Origin of the sequence: Plantibacter sp. LMC-P-059a (genome assembly GCF_030209505.1) — a bacterium.
In the GTDB taxonomy this organism is placed as follows: domain Bacteria; phylum Actinomycetota; class Actinomycetes; order Actinomycetales; family Microbacteriaceae; genus Plantibacter.
In genome coordinates, this window is sequence record NZ_JARVRZ010000005.1 from 24,022 (window position 1) to 42,201 (window position 18,180).

The 18,180-nt window shown below is 69.0% G+C and carries 15 protein-coding genes and 1 tRNA gene; 12 read left to right on the top strand and 4 right to left on the bottom strand.

What is annotated here, in order from left to right; genetic code table 11:
- Positions 1 to 83 precede the first annotated feature (83 nt).
- From QRN27_RS12500 to QRN27_RS12525, 6 genes are all read left to right on the top strand, one after another.
- Entirely contained in the window at positions 84 to 1,370 is a 1,287-nt protein-coding gene (locus tag QRN27_RS12500; RefSeq protein WP_056014485.1) for an aspartate kinase, read from the top strand.
- A gap of 170 nt (positions 1,371 to 1,540) precedes the next feature.
- Entirely contained in the window at positions 1,541 to 2,608 is a 1,068-nt protein-coding gene (locus tag QRN27_RS12505; protein WP_285042509.1) for an aspartate-semialdehyde dehydrogenase, read from the top strand.
- A 29-nt stretch (positions 2,609 to 2,637) separates the two neighbouring features.
- On the top strand, positions 2,638 to 3,360 hold the full coding sequence (locus QRN27_RS12510; protein ID WP_285042510.1) for an SGNH/GDSL hydrolase family protein: 723 nt from the start codon (positions 2,638 to 2,640) through the stop codon (positions 3,358 to 3,360).
- A 134-nt stretch (positions 3,361 to 3,494) separates the two neighbouring features.
- Positions 3,495 to 4,961, top strand: a complete 1,467-nt coding sequence (locus QRN27_RS12515) for a malate:quinone oxidoreductase (RefSeq protein WP_285042511.1) — start codon at positions 3,495 to 3,497, stop codon at positions 4,959 to 4,961.
- Between the two features lie 93 nt (positions 4,962 to 5,054).
- Positions 5,055 to 5,705, top strand: a complete 651-nt coding sequence (locus tag QRN27_RS12520; protein WP_285042512.1) for a thymidine kinase — start codon at positions 5,055 to 5,057, stop codon at positions 5,703 to 5,705.
- The gene (locus tag QRN27_RS12525) at positions 5,702 to 7,012 is read left to right on the top strand and encodes a UDP-glucose dehydrogenase family protein (protein ID WP_056014500.1); all 1,311 of its coding nucleotides are present in this window, start codon (positions 5,702 to 5,704) and stop codon (positions 7,010 to 7,012) included. Before QRN27_RS12520 ends, QRN27_RS12525 begins: the two co-directional genes overlap by 4 nt.
- On the opposite strand, the gene QRN27_RS12530 is transcribed toward QRN27_RS12525, so the two are convergent.
- Positions 6,988 to 7,425, bottom strand: a complete 438-nt coding sequence (locus tag QRN27_RS12530; RefSeq protein ID WP_285042513.1) for a VanZ family protein — start codon at positions 7,423 to 7,425, stop codon at positions 6,988 to 6,990. The two genes, QRN27_RS12525 and QRN27_RS12530, sit on opposite strands and share 25 nt — an antisense overlap.
- Before the next feature lie 178 nt (positions 7,426 to 7,603).
- Here QRN27_RS12530 and QRN27_RS12535 point away from each other — a divergent pair, with 178 nt between their 5' ends.
- The 4 genes from QRN27_RS12535 (at position 7,604) to QRN27_RS12550 (ending at position 11,053) form a co-directional block, all read left to right on the top strand.
- The gene (locus tag QRN27_RS12535) at positions 7,604 to 9,403 is read left to right on the top strand and encodes a DUF4012 domain-containing protein (RefSeq protein WP_285042514.1); all 1,800 of its coding nucleotides are present in this window, start codon (positions 7,604 to 7,606) and stop codon (positions 9,401 to 9,403) included.
- Between the two features lie 122 nt (positions 9,404 to 9,525).
- Entirely contained in the window at positions 9,526 to 10,074 is a 549-nt protein-coding gene (locus QRN27_RS12540) for a hypothetical protein (RefSeq protein WP_056014510.1), read from the top strand.
- Between the two features lie 245 nt (positions 10,075 to 10,319).
- Entirely contained in the window at positions 10,320 to 10,856 is a 537-nt protein-coding gene (locus QRN27_RS12545) for a hypothetical protein (RefSeq protein ID WP_285042515.1), read from the top strand.
- A gap of 123 nt (positions 10,857 to 10,979) precedes the next feature.
- Positions 10,980 to 11,053: transfer RNA gene (locus QRN27_RS12550), tRNA-Pro, on the top strand.
- Positions 11,054 to 11,237: 184 nt separating this feature from the next.
- On the opposite strand, the gene QRN27_RS12555 is transcribed toward QRN27_RS12550, so the two are convergent.
- The 3 genes from QRN27_RS12555 to QRN27_RS12565 all read right to left on the bottom strand — a co-directional run bounded on the left by QRN27_RS12555 (position 11,238) and on the right by QRN27_RS12565 (position 17,379).
- A complete protein-coding gene (locus QRN27_RS12555) occupies positions 11,238 to 12,212 on the bottom strand; it encodes a metallophosphoesterase (RefSeq protein WP_285042516.1) in 975 nt (324 codons plus the stop codon).
- Between the two features lie 151 nt (positions 12,213 to 12,363).
- Positions 12,364 to 14,916, bottom strand: a complete 2,553-nt coding sequence (locus QRN27_RS12560; RefSeq protein WP_285042517.1) for a transglycosylase domain-containing protein — start codon at positions 14,914 to 14,916, stop codon at positions 12,364 to 12,366.
- Between the two features lie 120 nt (positions 14,917 to 15,036).
- A complete protein-coding gene (locus QRN27_RS12565; RefSeq protein ID WP_285042518.1) occupies positions 15,037 to 17,379 on the bottom strand; it encodes a transglycosylase domain-containing protein in 2,343 nt (780 codons plus the stop codon).
- A 108-nt stretch (positions 17,380 to 17,487) separates the two neighbouring features.
- On the opposite strand from QRN27_RS12565, the gene sp36 reads away from it, so the two are divergent.
- Both sp36 and QRN27_RS12575 read left to right on the top strand, forming a co-directional pair.
- Positions 17,488 to 17,643 carry a Sp36 family protein gene (sp36, locus tag QRN27_RS12570; protein WP_164488328.1) on the top strand — a complete coding sequence of 52 codons (156 nt, stop codon included), beginning with the start codon at positions 17,488 to 17,490 and terminating at the stop codon, positions 17,641 to 17,643.
- A gap of 22 nt (positions 17,644 to 17,665) precedes the next feature.
- On the top strand, positions 17,666 to 18,136 hold the full coding sequence (locus QRN27_RS12575) for a RidA family protein (protein ID WP_285042519.1): 471 nt from the start codon (positions 17,666 to 17,668) through the stop codon (positions 18,134 to 18,136).
- Positions 18,137 to 18,180: the final 44 nt, after the last annotated feature.

The window sequence follows — 18,180 nt, forward strand, 5'->3', positions numbered from 1 at the left end:
TCACATGAACGGCGCGGAATGCACGGATGGGTAGGATGATCGCGGGGCCGCTCGTGCCCGCACCGACTTCCCCAGGAGATCCGATGGCATTGATCGTGCAGAAGTTCGGCGGGTCCTCCGTCGCTGACGCCGAGAGCATCAAGCGCGTGGCGAAGCGCATCGTCGAGACCCGCAAGGCGGGCAACGAGGTCGTCGTCGCCGTCTCGGCGATGGGCGACACGACCGACGAACTGCTCGACCTCGCCCACGAGGTCACGCCGATCCCGGCACCCCGTGAGCTCGACATGCTCCTCTCGAGTGGTGAGCGCATCTCGATGGCGCTCCTCGCGATGGCGATCAGCAGCATGGGCTACGTCGCGCGCTCCTTCACCGGCAGCCAGGCCGGCATGATCACGGACGCCCAGCACGGCGCGGCCCGCATCGTCGACGTCACCCCGGTCCGCTTGCGCGAGGCCCTCGACGACGGCGCGATCGTCATCGTCGCCGGGTTCCAGGGCTTCAACCGCGACACCCGCGACATCACGACGCTCGGACGAGGCGGCTCGGACACCACGGCCGTCGCCCTCGCGGCCGCCCTCGACGCCGACGTCTGCGAGATCTACACCGACGTCGACGGCATCTTCACCTCAGACCCACGGGTCGTGCCGAAGGCGCGCAAGATCGACCGCATCTCCAGCGAGGAGATGCTGGAGCTCGCGGCCTCGGGCGCGAAGGTCCTCTACATCCGCGCCGTCGAGTACGCACGCCGTCACGGCGTGACGCTCCACGTCCGCTCGTCCTTCAACAACAACGAAGGCACGCTCGTCCTGAACGATGCGGGCCGCAACAACCCAGGAGCAGGTGAGGCACCCATGGAGCAGCCCATCGTCGCCGGAGTCGCGACCGACCTCAGCGAAGCGAAGATCACCGTCGTCGGCGTCCCCGACCTGCCCGGCAAGGCGGCGGAGATCTTCACGATCGTCGCGAAGTCCGGCGGCAACGTCGACATGATCGTGCAGAACGTGTCGACCGCCGTCTCCGGTGTCACCGACATCTCCTTCACGCTCCCGAAGCCCGAGGCGCAGCAGGTGCTGCGTGCCCTCGCCGCCGAACAGGGGCGGGTGGGCTTCTCGGCCATCCAGCACGACGACCAGATCGGCAAGCTCGCGCTCGTCGGCGCCGGCATGCGCACGAACACGGGTGTGTCCGCGAAGCTCTTCGAGGCGCTCAGCGCTGCGGGGATCAACATCGAGATGATCTCCACGAGCGAGATCCGCATCTCGGTCGTGACGCGCGCCGACACCCTGAACAAGGCCGCCAACGTGGTGCACTCCGCGTTCGGTCTCGACGGCGAGGACGAAGCCGTCGTCCACGGCGGTACGGGCCGCTAGGGCTCCGCCCTTCGACAAGCTCAGGGACCGGATGGTCGCCTGAGGGACCGGACGGTCGCTTGAGGGGCCTGACGGTCGCCTGAAGGACCGGATGGTCCACCCAGGGGGTCGGCACGGCCGATCCTGATGCAAGATGGTTCACAACAACCCCTGATCCCAGAGGAATCCCCATGAGCAACGGTGTACGTGTCGGTGTGGTCGGAGCGACCGGTCAGGTCGGCAAGGTCATGCGCCGCCTGCTGGAGGAGCGCGAGTTCCCGATCAGCGAGATCCGCTTCTTCGCGACCGCGCGGTCCGCGGGCACGACCCTGCCGTTCCGCGGCCAGGACATCGTCGTCGAGGACGTCGAGACGGCTGATCCCAGTGGCATCGACATCGCCCTGTTCTCCGCCGGCGCGACCGGTTCGCGGACGCAGGCCCCGCGCTTCGCCGCCGCCGGTGCGCTCGTCATCGACAACTCCAGCGCCTGGCGCATGGACCCCGAGGTCCCGCTCGTCGTCAGCGAGGTGAACCCGCACGCCATCAAGGACGCGGTGAAGGGCATCGTCGCGAACCCGAACTGCACCACCATGGCCGCCATGCCGGTGCTCAAGGTGCTGGATGCCGAGGCCGGGCTGTCGCGCCTCATCGTGAACACGTACCAGGCCGTGTCCGGTTCCGGTCTCGCCGGTGCCGCCGAGCTCGCCGGCCAGATCGAGGCCGCCGTCGCCCAGGGCGACCTCACGCGCCTCGTGCACGACGGTTCCGCCATCGACTTCCCGGCACCCGAGAAGTACGTCGCACCGATCGCCTTCGACGTCATCCCGCTCGCCGGTTCCATCGTGGACGATGGCCTCGGGGAGACCGACGAGGAGAAGAAGCTCCGCAACGAGAGCCGCAAGATCCTCGAGCTCCCGGAGCTGCTCGTCTCCGGCACCTGTGTGCGCGTGCCGGTCTTCACCGGCCACTCGCTCTCGATCAACGCCGAGTTCACGAACGACCTGTCGGCGGAGCGCGCGACCGAGCTGCTGCGCGACGCCCCGGGTGTCCAGCTCTCCGAGGTCCCGACGCCCCTCGAGGCCGCCGGTGCCGACCCGTCGTTCGTCGGGCGCATCCGGCCCGACCAGAGTGCACCGGCCGGCAAGGGCCTCGTGCTCTTCATCTCGAACGACAACCTCCGCAAGGGTGCAGCACTCAACGCGGTCCAGATCGCCGAACTCGTCGCCGCCGAGCTGCTCGCGCAGCCCGCGTCGGTCTGACGGGCTCCCTGGAACCCGACAGGGGAGACATGTCGCGCCCACGCCTGCGCCGACGCTGGTTCGTCGCGTTCATCGCCGCCGCCGTCGCGGTCGCTGCGGTCGTCACCGTGAGTGGTCTGCGTGCCGACGTGCAGCAGACCACTGTCGCGCGTGCCGGGTCCGGCTCGGAGGTGGCGGTCGGTCCGCTGGTCGCGTTCTACGGCGACTCGTACACGAAGGGGTCCGCAGCGTCTGCACCCGCGGCCCGCTGGTCCTCGCTCGTCGCCCAGGCCGAGGGGTGGACGGAGTACAACGCCGGGTACCCGGGGCTCGGCTTCGTCCGCAAGCGCGACCAGGTCGGCGACGTCGCGGGCGACGTCATCGCGCAGCACCCCGAGGTCCTCATCGTCGCGCTCGGCATCAACGACAACTTCGAATGGACGGGCAACGAGGAGGCGATCCGGAAGGCGATCCTGCCGGAGTTCCAGCGCCTGCGCGACGGTCTGCCCGGAACGCGGATCGTCGTCGTAGAACCCTGGTGGTTCACGGCGGAGCGTCCCGACTCGCTTGAGCAGATCATCGGGTGGGTCCACGATGCCGCCGACACGATCGACGCCGACTACATCTCGGGGGCGTCGCACTGGCTCGACGAGGATCCCGCGGCCTGGATCTCCGCCGACGGTCTGCACCCGAGCGACGCCGGGTACGCGCACATCGCGCAACGGATGCTCGAGGAACTCGACGCCCTGTCGCCCGCACTCCCCGGACGCTGAGGCCCCACGCGGTAGTCGAGCGGACGCTGCGCACGCCGTGCGCAACTGTCTCGACATCGAGCTATCCGCCGAGTGACGATCACTGACCTCGCGCGGGTGGAGAGCTCGTGCCTCGCCGCGACTAGACTGCTCTGGTGACCGAAACCATCGACGTAGCCCTCATTGGTGGTGGCATCATGAGCGCCACGCTCGCCGCCCTCATCCACCAGGTGCAGCCTGATTGGAAGGTGGAGGTCTACGAGCGGCTGAGCGACGTCGCGCTCGAGAGCTCCAACCCGTGGAACAACGCTGGAACGGGCCACGCGGCGCTGTGCGAGCTGAACTACATGCCGCAGGATGCCCACGGCCAGGTCGACCCGGCCAAGGCCATCGGCATCAACGAGCAGTTCCAGCTCAGCCGCCAGTTCTGGGCGCACCTCGTCGAAGAGGGCCTGCTGGGCGAGCCCGACACGTTCATCAACCCCACGCCGCACATGACCTTCGTCCGCGGCGAGAAGGACGTCGAGTACCTGCGGAAGCGGTACGAGGCGCTCAAGGACCAGCCGCTGTTCGCCGGCATCGAGTTCTCCGAAGACCCCGCGGTCATCGCCGAGTGGGCACCGCTGCTCATCAATCGTCGTGCCGTCGGCGAGCGCATCGCCGCCACACGGATCACGGCCGGCACCGACGTCGACTTCGGTTCGCTCACCCACAAGCTCTTCGACGCGGCACCGTCCGCCCATGTGCGGTTGAACCACGAGGTCCGTTCGCTCAAGCGCCTGAAAGACGGCAGGTGGCGGATCCGGGGCAGGCAGACGCTCGGTCGCTCGCCGATGGAGATCAACGCGCGCTTCGTGTTCGTCGGAGCCGGCGGATGGGCGCTCAAGCTGCTGCAGAAGTCCGGCATCCCCGAGATCAAGGGCTACGGCGTCTTCCCGATCGGTGGCCAGTTCCTCCGCACCGACAACCCCGCAGTCGTTTCGAAGCACCAGGCCAAGGTCTACAGCCAGGCCTCGGTCGGCGCGCCGCCCATGTCGGTCCCGCACCTCGACACCCGCGTCGTCGACGGGCAGGCGAGCCTCCTCTTCGGCCCGTACGCGACGTTCAGCCCGAAGTTCCTCAAGCGCGGTTCGATCCTCGACCTCGTCACCCAGGTCCGCCCGCACAACCTCTTCCCGATGCTGGCGGTCGCGAAGGACAACCCGAGCCTGATCACCTACCTCGTCGGGCAGCTCCTGCAGTCCCGGTCGCAGAAGATGGAGAGCCTGCGGGAGTTCCTGCCGACGGCGAAGGACGAGGACTGGTACCTCATCGAGGCCGGCCAGCGTGCTCAGGTCATGAAGAAGGACAAGGACAAGGGCGGCGTCCTGCAGTTCGGGACCGAGGTCATCACCGGTGCCGACGGCACGATCGCCGGTCTCCTCGGTGCGTCGCCCGGTGCTTCGACGGCGGTCCCGATCATGCTCGACGTGCTGCGCAAGTGCTTCCCCGACCGCATGACGGCGTGGGAGCCACGGCTGCGCGAGATGATCCCGACGTACGGCTCGACGCTGAACGACGTCCCCGCCAGGGCCGCCGAGGTGCTCGAGAGCACCGCCGAGGCGCTCGACATCTCGCTCTAGCCCGGCCTCATCCGCCCCAAGGTGTGTGAACAGGCGTCGACGGTCGTCGTCAGCGATGCAACAGGTGCCGTCTCGGAACCCTAAGCTTGCCTGGTGGCGAAACTGTACTTCCGTTACGGGGCGATGAACTCCGGCAAGAGCACCGCCTTGCTCCAGGCTGCCTTCAACTACGAGGAACGCGGTCACCGTGTGCTCCTCGCCAAGCCGTCGCTCGACACCAAGGGCGACGCCGCCATCGTGAGTCGCCTGGGCGTCACCCGCGACGCCGATTTCCTGCTCGGTCCGGACGACGACGCGGTCCAGGTGTTCGCCGAGCACCGCCGACGGGTCGTCGCGGAGACCGGCGCGGACGTCAGCTGCCTGCTCGTCGACGAGGCGCAGTTCCTGCACGCCGGGCAGGTCGACGGCCTGCTGCGGATCGCCCTCCTGGAGGGTATCCCCGTCCTCGCCTACGGCATCCGCACCGACTTCCAGACCGTCGCTTTCCCGGGGAGTCGCCGCCTGCTCGAGGTGTCGCACAGCCTCGAGGAGCTGAAGACGATCTGCCGCTGTGGACGCAAGGCGATCTTCAACGGGCGCCGCTTCGGCGACACCTTCGTCTTCGACGGCGACCAGGTCGCCATCGACGGCACCACGGTCACCTACGAATCGCTCTGCGGCGTCTGCTACCTGCAGGAGTCCGGCGGCCGACTCTCCTCCTCCTCTCCCACCGTCCGACCCATCAGCGAAGGATCACACGCATGAAGCTCTCCGTCATCGGCTGCGGCTACCTGGGGGCCGTGCACGCGGCCGCCATGGCATCGATCGGTCACGAGGTCGTCGGCATCGACGTCGACCCCGCGAAGATCGAGGCGCTCGCTGCCGGTCGTTCGCCGATCTTCGAGCCCGGACTACCGGAACTCCTCCTGGCCGGTGTCGAGTCCGGTCGCCTGCGGTTCAGCACCGACATGGCCGACGCGGCCGGGGCGACCATGCACTTCGTCGCGGTCGGAACGCCGCAGAAGGCGGGGTCCAACGCGGCCGATCTGCGCTACGTCGACGCCGCGGTGACGGCGCTCCTCCCGCACCTGTCGGCCGGTGACGTCGTCGTCGGCAAGTCGACCGTTCCCGTCGGCACCGCGGCGCGCCTCGCCGAACTCGTCGCCCCCACGGGTGCCGTGCTCGCCTGGAACCCCGAGTTCCTCCGCGAGGGCTTCGCCGTCCAGGACACCATCGCGCCCGACCGGCTCGTCTACGGCCTGCCGCCGGCCCCCGAGGACGCCGCCGTCGCCCGTGCCGCGTTCGACGAGGTGTACGCGCAGGCGCTCGCCACCGGGACGCCGCTCGTCGCCACCGGCTACTCGACCGCCGAGCTCGTCAAGGTCGCCGCCAACGCGTTCCTCGCCACGAAGATCTCGTTCATCAACGCCATGGCGGAGATCGCCGAGGTCACGGACGCGGACGTCACCGAACTCGCCGACGCGATCGGGTACGACGCGCGGATCGGCCGTCGCTTCCTGAACGCCGGCGTCGGCTTCGGCGGCGGTTGCCTGCCGAAGGACATCCGCGCGTTCACCGCGCGCGCCGAGGAGCTGGGCCGCGGCGAGTCGGTGGCGTTCCTGAAGGAGGTCGACGCCATCAACCTCCGTCGCCGTCAGCGGGTCGTCGACCTCGTCGTCGAGGAGCTCGGCGGGAGCGCCTACCAGAAGCGTGTCGCGGTGCTCGGGCTCGCCTTCAAGCCCGACAGTGACGACGTCCGTGACTCGCCGGCCCTCGACGTGGCCGTCGGCCTGAACGGTCTCGGTGCGAAGGTCCTCGCCTTCGACCCGGAGGCCGTGCCCAACGCGCGTCGTCTCCACCCGCAGCTCATGTTCGCGGAGTCCGCCGAGGAGGCCGTGACCGACGCCGACATCGTCGTGGTCGTGACCGAGTGGAAGGCGTTCCGCGCCCTCGACCCGGAGGCGGTGGCAGCGCTGACCGCCGGCAAGATCGTCGTTGACGGCCGCAACTGCCTCGACGTCGACGCGTGGCGTGGTGCCGGCTGGCGCTACGTCGGTCTCGGTCGCCCCTGAGCGCTGACGAGGAGTCGGACGACGAGCACGATCGTCGCGCCGAGGAGCCCTCCGGCGGCGTTCGCGTAGACGTCGGCGATCGTCGCGACCCGAGCGGGGAGCAGCGTCTGGCCGAGCTCGATGGCGACGGAGAACGTCGTCGTCGTCAACGGAGCGATCCACCACAGCTTCAGTGGCAGCTCCAGCGCGAGGAGCGCGCCGAGTGGGATGAACAGGACGACGTTCGCCGCGGACTCGACGAAGCGGTAGTCGAACCAGGACGGCGCTCCGGCGGCCTGGAGCCGATCGATGAGCGCCAGCAGGGTGTCGCGACCGCCGGCGTCGACGGGCGTCGGCCAGAACGCGATCCCGAGCATGACGCACAGGCAGACCAGCAGCAGGACCCCGATGACGATTCGAGGTGTGCGGGTCATCTGCGGTGCGGCTCCAGATCGGTCGGCGGGCGTGCCGTCGGCACCTCGTAATCGTAGGCCATGGGGCGCTCCCAGCCCGGGCGACGGGCGGCTGCTTGCCCCAAAACGGGGGCGTGCAGGGCCCCGTTCCGCCCGTCGACTGGCGGCTAGGCTGTGCCTACCCGAACAAGGAGCACTCTTGGCTGACCCACGCCCGGCGACGGCCGGCATCCCCACGAGTGGTCGCCGACGGTCCCGCCTCTGGTGGATCGCACTGGCCGTGCTGCTCGTCGTCCTCGCCCTCGGAGCGTGGCTGGGTGTCCGGGCGTCCCTCGCGAAGTCCGCCCTCGAGGCGGCTCAGGCGGATGCCAAGACCCTCCAGACGGCCGTGCTCGCCGGCGACGCCAGCGGCACGGACGCCACCCGGCAGTCGCTGTCCGCACACACGGGTGAGGCCGTCTCCCTGACGAGCGATCCGGTCTGGCGGACCGCCGAGATCCTCCCGTTCTTCGGGGTGAACTTCTCCGCGGTCCGTGAGGCCGCAGCCGCGACCGACGACGTGGCGGTCCACGTGATCCCGTCGGTCGTGGAGATCGCCGGTCGTGTCAACCTCTCCTCGCTCCTGCCCGGCGACGGGTCGATCGCCACCGAGCCGTTGCGCGACGTCGCTCCGACGGTCGCCGAAGCCGCGGCCGCCGCGGACGCCATCGCGGGTCGCGTCGACACGATCAGCACGGACGGCGCCCTCCCGGTCGTCGCCGACGCCGTCGAGAAGCTCACGCGGACGCTCGACGGAGCGAGCACGATGCTCGACACCGCCGCGCGCGCCACAGCCCTCCTGCCCGACATGGCGGGTGGCGCGGGACCGCGGAACATCATGGTGATGATCCAGAACAACGCGGAGGTCCGCTCGAGCGGCGGTATCGCCGGTGCCGTGGCGCTCATCCACGCGGAGAACGGTGTCATCTCCTTCGCCGGCACCCGCGGCAGCGACGACTTCTCCAAGTTCCCGGCCCCGGTCCTGCCGCTCACGCCGTTCGAGCAGAACGTGTACACCGACAACCTTGGCACCTACATCCAGGACACCAACCTCACGGTCGACTTCAGCCGGACGGGCGAACTCGCCGCCGCGATGGGCACCCGGGTGTTCGGTGTGCCCATCGACACCGTGGTCGCCATCGACCCCTACGTCCTCGCGCACCTGCTGCAGGCGACCGGCCCGGTCGCCCTGCCGGACGGCTCCGAACTCACCGCGGACAACGCCCCGAAGACACTCCTGAGCGACGTCTACGCGCGGTTCCCGGACCGGCTCGTCCAGGACGCCTTCTTCGCCGCCGTCTCGGGTTCGGTGTTCGAGACCATGATCTCCCGGTCACCGGACCCCGCCGCGCTCGTCGAGGCGCTGTCCGCATCCGCTGAGGAGAACCGGCTCCACCTCTGGAGTGCCGTCCCCGCCGAGCAGACGCTCATCGCCCAGACGACGCTCGCCGGGATCCCGCCCGCGACCGACGACGACGCCGTGTACACCGGGGTGTACCTCGAGGACCTCACCCGGGCGAAGATGGACTACTACCTGGAGACGAAGGTCGACCTCCGCGACGCCCGCTGCACGAGCCAGGGCGCCGAATACGTCGTCGCGGTCACGCTGACCTCCACGGCGCCGGCGGACGCCGCGACGTCCCTGCCCGACTACGTGACCGCGGGCGGACGCTTCGGCACCCCTCCCGGCGACATCGCGACGCGCGTCGTGATCCATGGACCACTCGGCGCAGCCCTCCTCGGTGCCAGCGACGGAACCGACCTCCCCGTCAAGGCGGTGACCGACCCGAACGGTCGCCTCTACGCGCAGACCGACGTGACCCTCACTCCGGGGGCATCCACCGAACTCGTCTTCACGGTGGTCGCTCCGAAGGCCTCCGACGTACCCCCAAACCTGGTCACAACCCCCGGAATCACGGGCAAAACGACGATTTCGACCTTCCCTCGCTGTGGCTCCTGACATAGCATGACAACACCTCAGGAAGCCACGCACCCGAATTCGTGACCCTGGGGAACCTCGCGCGGACGCCCACCCGAAATCGGCGGACGCAGGGGTACTCGACGTTCCTTGGGGATACACACATGAAGCGCACCCTTGCCCTAGCATCGCTCTGCCTGCTCGCCGTCTTCGCGGTCCCGACCGCGGCGAACGCAGCGACCGACTCGTCCACGTACGGCCCTGCCGGCTGTGCCACGCTCACCCCGGTCTCGGTGACCCAGGGGGAGTCCACCGTGTTCCGTTGCGACGGAACCTTCGACCCCGGCACCCCGGTGACGGTCACGGTCGACGGACCGGGCTGCAGCGTGCCCGCCCCCGCCAAGCCGAACACCGCCGGCACGACCGAGCAGGCCGCCGGCCAGAGCGCCGTCCCCACCTCCGGGACGTTCAGCGCCGACACCGCTCGCGCGTTCGCCGTCACGATCTCGACCGACGCGACGAAGTCGGGCACCTGCATGGTGACCGCCACCCAGGGTGCGACCACCGAGAGCGCCTCCTTCCAGGTCTCCGAGCGCGAGTTCGCCTCGACCGGCTTCGACGGTGGAGCCCTGCCGTGGATCGGTGGCGGCCTGCTCGTCGTCGGCGCCGGCGTCGTCTCCGCGCTCGCCGTCCGTCGCCGCAAGACCGCCTGATCGGGTCACCCGGCCCCGGGTCCGCGAGTACGTCTCGCGGGCCCGGGACGGTCGGGGCGCCCCTACCCCCAAAGGTGGTCACATCCGCGGAATTCCGCGGTTTTCGGCGGCCCCGCCGGCAACCGCTGCCCTAGCATGATGACGGCCATGGAGGCCACGAGTGACCAGTGCTCGGCTCCAGGCCCACTGTCCGCATGACGCGTCACCGCACCGCATGCGCCATCCGCACACCTAGGGGCACGCACATGAACCGAACTCTCTCCGCCGCCGCACTCGTCCTCCTCGCCGTCGTCGCGCTGCCCACCGCAGCCAACGCCGTCGAGGGTGAGAGCTACGGACCCGGCAGCTGCAACTCGATCACGCCCGCGAGCGTCGCCCGGGGTGCAGCCGTCACCTACTCCTGCTCGGACTTCTGGGCGGCGAACCAGACCGTGTCGATCACCATCGACTCGTCCGCCGCCGGCGGATCGACCCGCACGCTGTCGACCGTCGCCGACGCGGCCGGTGACATCGACGTCTCGATCGACACCGCAGCCGACCCCGCCGGCACCTACACGCTGACGGCCACCCAGGGTGCCGTGAGCGACTCGTCCGACTTCACGGTCCTCGACCCGGCCGAGGCCGCTGCTGCCGCTTCCGCGTCCGACCCGTCGGCCGGCGGCGACGCCCTCGCTGACACCGGCTTCGCCGGAACGGCCCTCCCGTGGGCTGCCGGTGGACTCCTCGCCGTCGGTGCCGCAGCGCTCGGTACTGTCCTCGTGCGCCGCCGCCAGCAGGCCTGAGATCGCGGACCGGTCGGGCGTCGACGGCGCCGCCCGATCGATCCGGTCCAGGATCGGCCGATTCTCGGAAGTGGCGAACAGCCGCTGAAAAATCGGCTATCCTAGACAAGGCCTTCGGGCCATCGGGGTGTGGCGCAGTTTGGTAGCGCGCTTCGTTCGGGACGAAGAGGTCGTGGGTTCAAATCCCGCTACCCCGACAGTATTAGCCCGGTCAGATGAGTAATCATCCGACCGGGCTTCTCTGTTTCTCACCCCTCGGTCCCTGAGCTTGTCGAAGGGCACTCCCTCCACCCCCTCCGGTCCCTGAGCCTGTCGAAGGGCGCTCCGCTCGCCCCCACGGTCCCTGAGCCTGTCGAAGGGCGGCGTACGCCCCGAGCCGCCTCAGACCACGGTACGGCGGGGGAGCAGCGTCACGAGCGACGCCTCCGGGCGGCACGCGAAGCGCACCGGTGCGTAGATGGACGTCCCGAGACCCGCCGACACGTTGAGGTACGCGGAGCGGAGCGCATGGCGCCACACGCTCAGCCCCTTCACCTGCTTGCGAGGGATGTCGCAGTTCGTCACCAGTGCGCCGTAGCCGGGCACGCAGACCTGGCCGCCGTGGGTGTGTCCGGCGAAGATGAACTGGGCCCCCTGCGTCACGAACGCGTCGAGCACGCGGCGGTACGGGGCGTGCATCACCCCGACCGTCACGGTGTGCGCCAAGGCAGGGTCATCGGTCGCGAGGGTCTCCGCGTCGAGCCGCTCGTCGATGAGGGCCGTCAGTGTGTCCAAGCGGTCGAAGTGCTTGTGCGGGTCGTCGACGCCGAAGAGGTCGAGTCGTGTGCCGCGGACGGTGATCTCGCCGACCGCGTTGTTGAGGTCCAGCCAGCCGAGGTCCTCCATGAAGAACCGCTCGAGGGCGCCGGTGTCGAGCGTCGTCGGGGAGACGTGCTTGGAGGAGGTCTGCGTGAAGTACTTGAACGGGTTCTTCGCGCTCGGACCGTAGTAGTCGTTCGAGCCGTGCACGAACGCGCCGGGGACGCCGGCGAACACGGACAGGGCGGCACGGATGCCGTCGATGCCGTGCTCGTGGCCGAGGTTGTCGCCGGTGTTGATGACGACGTCCGGGCGGAGCTCGGCGAGCTCGCGCAACCACGCCTGCTTGCGACGCTGCCACGGAGCCATGTGGAGGTCGGAGAGGTGGAGCACGGTGATCGGCTCGGCGTCCGGTGCCAGGACCGGAGCGGTCACCCTGCGGAGCGTGAAGGCGTTGCGTTCGATCAGGGACGCGTACCCGAAGGTGAGGGCGCCGAGGCCGGCCACGACGGCCGCCGCGGTGCCGAGTCTGCCGCCGGTGCTCATGGGTGCCGCCATCGATCGTCTCCTTCTCGGTCGTCGGGTGGTTCCGACCGTCCCCCGAGCGTACCGGGTGCGCCCTCCGAGGACCCTCGGAGCGCCTCTCGTGGAGGTCGCCGAAGGGCCCGGTCGGGATGTCCGACCGGGCCCTTCTGGTTGACGCGAACCGCTAACAGCTGGTCTTGGAGACCGTCACCGTGACCTTGCCGTCCTTGCGCGCCGCCGTCCCCGCCGGGGGATCGACCCCCGTCACCTTCGGGGTCGTGGCTGCCGGATCGACCGCGCACTTCTGGCCCACGTTCGCGAACCCGGCGCTCTGGAGAGCCGCCTTGGCCTCGTCGTAACTCGCGGCGCCGCTCACGTCGGGGACGGTCGCCAGGAGGCCGTTGCTGGTGTAGACGGTCACGATGGAGCCCTTCGGCACCGTGCCCGAGGGGTTCGTGCTGGCAGCCTGCCCGGCCGGCAGCGCAGAGTCACCTGCGCCGCCGTTCGCGAAGCCGAAGCCGGCGTCCTCGAGCAGCTTCTGCGCTTCTTCGATCGTCTTGCCGGCGACGTCGGGCACCTGGACCGACTGACCGTTGATCAGCGAGGGATCCGGGTCGCCGAACGCCGAGCCACCGAACTTGGCGTTGGCGGTCGCCATGATCCGCGGCCAGATCTTGTGTCGGATCGTGGCCACCTGGCCCGCGTCGAAGTAGGTGCGGCGGAGGTTGACGTGGCCGGTCGCGTTGAAGACACCGACGATCGTCGCGGCCTGGGTGCTGGCACCGCTCATCCAGGTCGCCTCGTTGTTGTCGGTGGTACCCGTCTTGCCGATGAGCGGGATGCCGTCGCCGACGCGCGAAGAGCTCGTGGTGCCGCCGTTGAAGGTGGCCTGGAGGGCGACGTTGGCGGTGGCCGCGACGTTCGCCTCGAGGCCGACCCGGCAGTTGGCCGCCGGTACCGGGATCTCGGTGCCGTCGGGCTTCACGACGCGGTCGATCGCGATCGGGTCGCAGGTGGTGCCGCCGGACGCGAAGGTCGCGAAGGCGGTCGCCATGCTGAGCGGTGCGACCTCGTTGGTGCCGAGGACGGTCGCGGGGGACTGGAGCAGCGGTCCGCCGTCTGCACGGTGCACACCCATCGACTCGGCCGTCTTGCGGATGCCGCAGAGGTCGAGCTGCTTCGCCATCGCGATGAAGCCGGTGTTGATGGACTGCTTCGTCGACTGGAGTGCGGTGTACTGGCCACCGTTGCCACCCTCGTCGTTGCCGGGGTTCCAGTCGGAGCCGGCGTAGACGGTGCCGCCGTCGGCGCAGGAGTCCTTGAAGGTGCCCCACGGCGATCGCTTGCGGCCGTCGACGCCCTCGTTCAGGCCGTGGCCTTCCTTCAGCCATTCGGCCAGCGTGAAGGTCTTGTACGTCGATCCGGGCTGGAAGCCGGTTGATCCGCCGTAGTCGACGTCGGTGTTGTAGTTGACGGCCGAGTAGTTCGACCCGAGGGCGAGGGTGTCCTCGTCGCTCGCGTAGTCCTTGTTCTGGGCCATGGCGAGGATGCGCCCGGTTCCAGGCTGGACGGTCACCGCCACCGCACCGATGTCGAGCTGGTCGCTCGCGTGCGGGATGTAGGCGTCGAGCGCGGTCTGTGCCGAGTACTGCACGTCGAGGTCGAGGGTCGTGAACACGTCGTAGCCGCCGCGGTTGAACGCGGCCCAGCGCTCGTCTTCGGTCGCGCCGAAGATCGGGTTGTTCTGGAAGACCCGCGTCACGTAGTCGCAGAAGTAGCCCGCTCCAGGGCTCACGTTCACGGCCGTGATGCAGCCGGTGCTCGACGGCGTGATCGTCGGGGTGATGACGGTGACGATCGCCGCGTCGTACTGCTCCTGGGTGATCTTCTTCTCGGCGAGCATCTTGCCGAGGATGTAGTCGCGGCGGTCCTTCGTCTTGCTGTAGCCGTCGGCCGCGCCGTTCACCTCGTTCTCGGGCTGGTCGAAGCGGAGGTTCGACGGGTTGTTCACCACGGCGAGCAGCGTCGCCGCCTGCTCGAGCGTGAGGTTCGCGGCGGTCGTGTTGAAGTAGTAGTTGGCGGCGGCCTCGATCCCGTACACGCGCCCGCCGAAGCCGGTGATGTTCAGGTAGCCGCGCAGGATGTCCTGCTTGCCGTAGCGCTTCTCCAGGCCGATGGCCATGCGCATCTCCTTGAGCTTGCGCTCCGGAGTCGTCTTCGTCGCCTCTTCGTACGCGGCCTTCATCTTGGCCTCGTCGGTGATGGCCTCTGCCTTCTGCACGAGCACGTTCTTCACGTACTGCTGCGTGATCGACGATCCACCCTGCAGATCGCGCCCCGTGGCGCTGATCGCGACGGCTCGGATCGTTCCGGTCAGGTCGACGCCGCCGTGCTCGTAGAAGCGCGGGTCTTCAGCGGCGATCGCCGCGTCCTTGACGAACTGGTTGATCTGGTCCCAGCCCACCTCGATGCGGTTCTGCTGGTAGAAGGACGCGAGCAGCTGCGGGTTGCCCGCGCTGTCCGTCGCGTAGATGTTGGACTTCTGCGCCAGCTCGTCGAGGGCCAGGTAGTCGGGGAGACCGTCGAACACGTTGATCGTGCTGTTGGTCGCGATCCCGGTGACGGCGAGGGCCGGCGTGACCGTCGCGGTGACGAGGACACCCGCCGCGACGCTCAGCCCGAGGAAGCCCAGGAGGCCGCCGAGCACACCGGTGGCCGTGCGATGTTGTTGAGGCATGGATCGATGCTAAGCGACATTCCTGAAAAAGGCCCGCTCAGGGCGGTGTCGAAACCCGATCGTTGTCGGGCCGGCGGCGGGAGGTCGGGAGACCGACCGTCCCGCCCGCCGTCCGTCCGATCAATCCGGAGGGCCGTTGCCGGTGCCGGTGCCGTTGCCGTTGTTGCCGTTCCCGGGTGCGGCCGGCTCGCCGGGTTCACCCGTCCCCCCGGTGCCGCCCTCGTCGCCCGGTGCCGGTGTCGGCGCCTGGGTGGGTGCCTGCGTCGGGTCGGCGGTCGGTGCTGGCGAAGGGGTCGCATCCTCTCCGCTGCCACCGGATCCGTCGCCCTGCAGCGTGGCGCGGTCGGCCTCAGGGAAGTCGCCGCCCGGATACTTCGCCAGGGCGGCCGTCATGATCTCCGGCCAGATGAGGTGGCGCATCGACGCGACCTGCGTGCCGTCGATGTAGGTGTCGCGGAGGTTGACGTGCCCGGAGACGTTGAACGTGCCGACGACCGTCGCGACGGTCGTGCTCGCGCCGCTCATCCAGGTCGCCTCGGCGTTGTCGGTCGTCCCGGTCTTGCCGATCAGTTCGCCGACCCCGTCGGTGCGGCTGCCGGAGGCCGAGGCGGTGCCGTTCGAGACCACCCCTTGGAGGACGTCGTCGGCGGCGGCCGCCACCTTCGCGTCGACGGACTGGCGGCAGTTCGCCGAGGGGACCTCGGCGGAGGAGCCGTCGGGCTTCGTGATCGAGTCGATGGCGATCGGGTCGCAGGTCTTGCCGCCGGCGGCGAGGGTCGCGAACGCCGTCGCCATACTCAGCGGAGCGACCTCGTTCGTGCCGAGCACCGTGGCCGGGGAGTTGTTCAGCGGTGCCCCGTCGGCGCGGTGCACACCCATCGACTCGGCCGTCTTGCTGATGTCGCAGAGGTCGAGCTCCTGCGCCATCGCGATGAAGGCCGTGTTGATCGACTGCTGCGTGGCCCGACGGACCGTGTACGAACCGGATTCACCCTCGTCGTTCCGTGGGCTCCATCCGGCGTCGGCCTGCTCCGTCCCGCCGGGGACGCAACTGTTCTTGAAGGTGCCCCAGTCGGATCGGCGGTTCGCGTTGATCGACTCGTTCACACCCTTGCCCGCCTTCAGCCAGTCGGTGAGGGTGAAGATCTTGTACGTCGACCCGGGCTGGAACCCGGCCGAACCGCCGTAGGCCTGATCGGTGTTGTAGTTGATGGCGCTGTAGTTGGCGCCCGTCGCGAGCACGTCGGGGTCCTGTGAGTAGTCCTTGTTCTGCGCCATCGCGAGGATGCGTCCCGAACCGGGCTGCACGCTCACCGAGACGGCGCCGAGGTCGGCCTCGGTGGTGGTCTTCGGCACGTACTCGTCGATCGCGGCCTGTGAGGCGCCCTGCAGATCGAGGTCGAGGGTCGTGAAGACGCTGTACCCGCCGCGCTTGAAGTTCGTCCAGCGCTCCTCCTGGGTGGCACCGAAGATCTCGTTGTTCTGCAGCACATTGGTGACGTAGTCGCAGAAGTAGGCCGCCGACGCGGCAGCCGAGCAGCCGGTGACCGGCGGCACGATCGTCGGTGTCACCGGCACCGCGATGGCGGCGTCATGCTGCTCCTGGGAGATCTTCGCCTCCTTGAGCATCTGGTCGAGGACGTAGTCCCGGCGGGTCTTCGTCAGGGCGTATCCGTTCGCGGCCCCGTTGTCGGCGTTGTCCGGTTTGTCGATGCGGAGGTTCTCGGGGTTGTTGACGATCGCGAGGAGCGTCGCCGCCTGTTCCAGGGTGAGGTTTGCGGCGGTGGTGTTGAAGTAGTAGTTCGCGGCGGCCTCGATCCCGTAGACCCGACCACCGAACCCGGAGATGTTGAGGTACCCGCGGAGGATGTCCTCCTTGCCGTACGTCTTCTCCAGACCGATCGCGAGCCGCATCTCCTTGAGCTTGCGCTCCGGGGTCGTCGCCGTCGCCTCCTCGTAGGCCTTCTTGCTCTCGGCCGCATCGGGGATCGCCTCGGCCTTCTGCACGAGCACGTTCTTCACGTACTGCTGCGTGATCGAGGAGCCACCCTGCGTCGACCCGCCGGCGGCGTTGTTGACGACGGCGCGGACCGTGCCCGCGAGGTCGATACCACCGTGATCGAAGAAGCGCGGGTCCTCGGCCGAGACGGCCGCGTCCTTCGCGAACTGGGAGATCTGGTCCCAGCTGTCCTCGATGCGGTTCTGGTCGTAGAAGGAGGCGAGGAGTACCGGGTTGCCGGCGGAGTCCTTCGCGTAGATGCTCGACTTCTGGGCGAGCGAGTCGAGCTGGAGGTAGTCGGGGAGACCGTCGAAGACGGTGATGCCCGTGGACGTGGCGAGGCCCGTCATCGCGATGGCGGGGGTGACCGCAGCGGTCGCGAGGACACCGGCGGCGACGCTCAGGCCGACGAAGCCGAGGACGCTCTGCACGACCGTCTTCGCGGGGGTACGTGGTTCAGGCATAGGATCGAAGGTAAGCGGGGAAACTGTGAGCGAGCTTCACCCGGTGTTCGCCACGTCCGTCCCCTGCGCATCCGCCTCACTGTGTGGAGCGCCCGATCGAGGAGAGACATGACCCGCTGGGAGTACCTCACCACGCCGTTGATGATCCACAACACGGCAGCCATCCTGAACAACTGGGGCGGAGACGGCTGGGAACTCGTCCAGGTCGTCACCGGTCCCGAGGGTGGCCTCGTCGCCTACCTCAAACGACCCATCGCCGACTGACCGCACGCCCCGGAGGAGCCCCATGTCCCAGATCGCCGATCGACTCGCCGAGCTCGACATCACCCTGCCCACCGTCGTCCCGCCCGTGGCCGCGTACATCCCCGCGGTCGTGTCCGGCGACCACGTCTTCACCTCCGGTCAACTGCCGATGACCGACGGCAAGCTCCCGGCCACCGGCAAGGTCGGTGAGGGCGACGGCCTCATCTCGCCCGCCGACGCGAAGGCCTACGCCCGCACCTGTGCCCTCAACGCGCTCGCCGCGGTGGAGAGCCAGATCGGTTCGCTCGACCGCGTCACCCGCATCGTGAAGGTCGTCGGCTTCGTCGCCTCCGACCCCGCGTTCACCGGCCAGCCCGGCGTCATCAACGGCGCTTCCGAGGTCCTCGGCGAGATCTTCGGCGACCTCGGCGTGCACGCCCGTTCGGCTGTCGGTGTCGCGGTGCTCCCGCTCGACTCGCCCGTCGAGGTGGAGCTCATCGTCGAATTCGCGTAGCGAGTCCCTGCGTCAGACGCACGAGAGCCGGATGGAATCCCAGA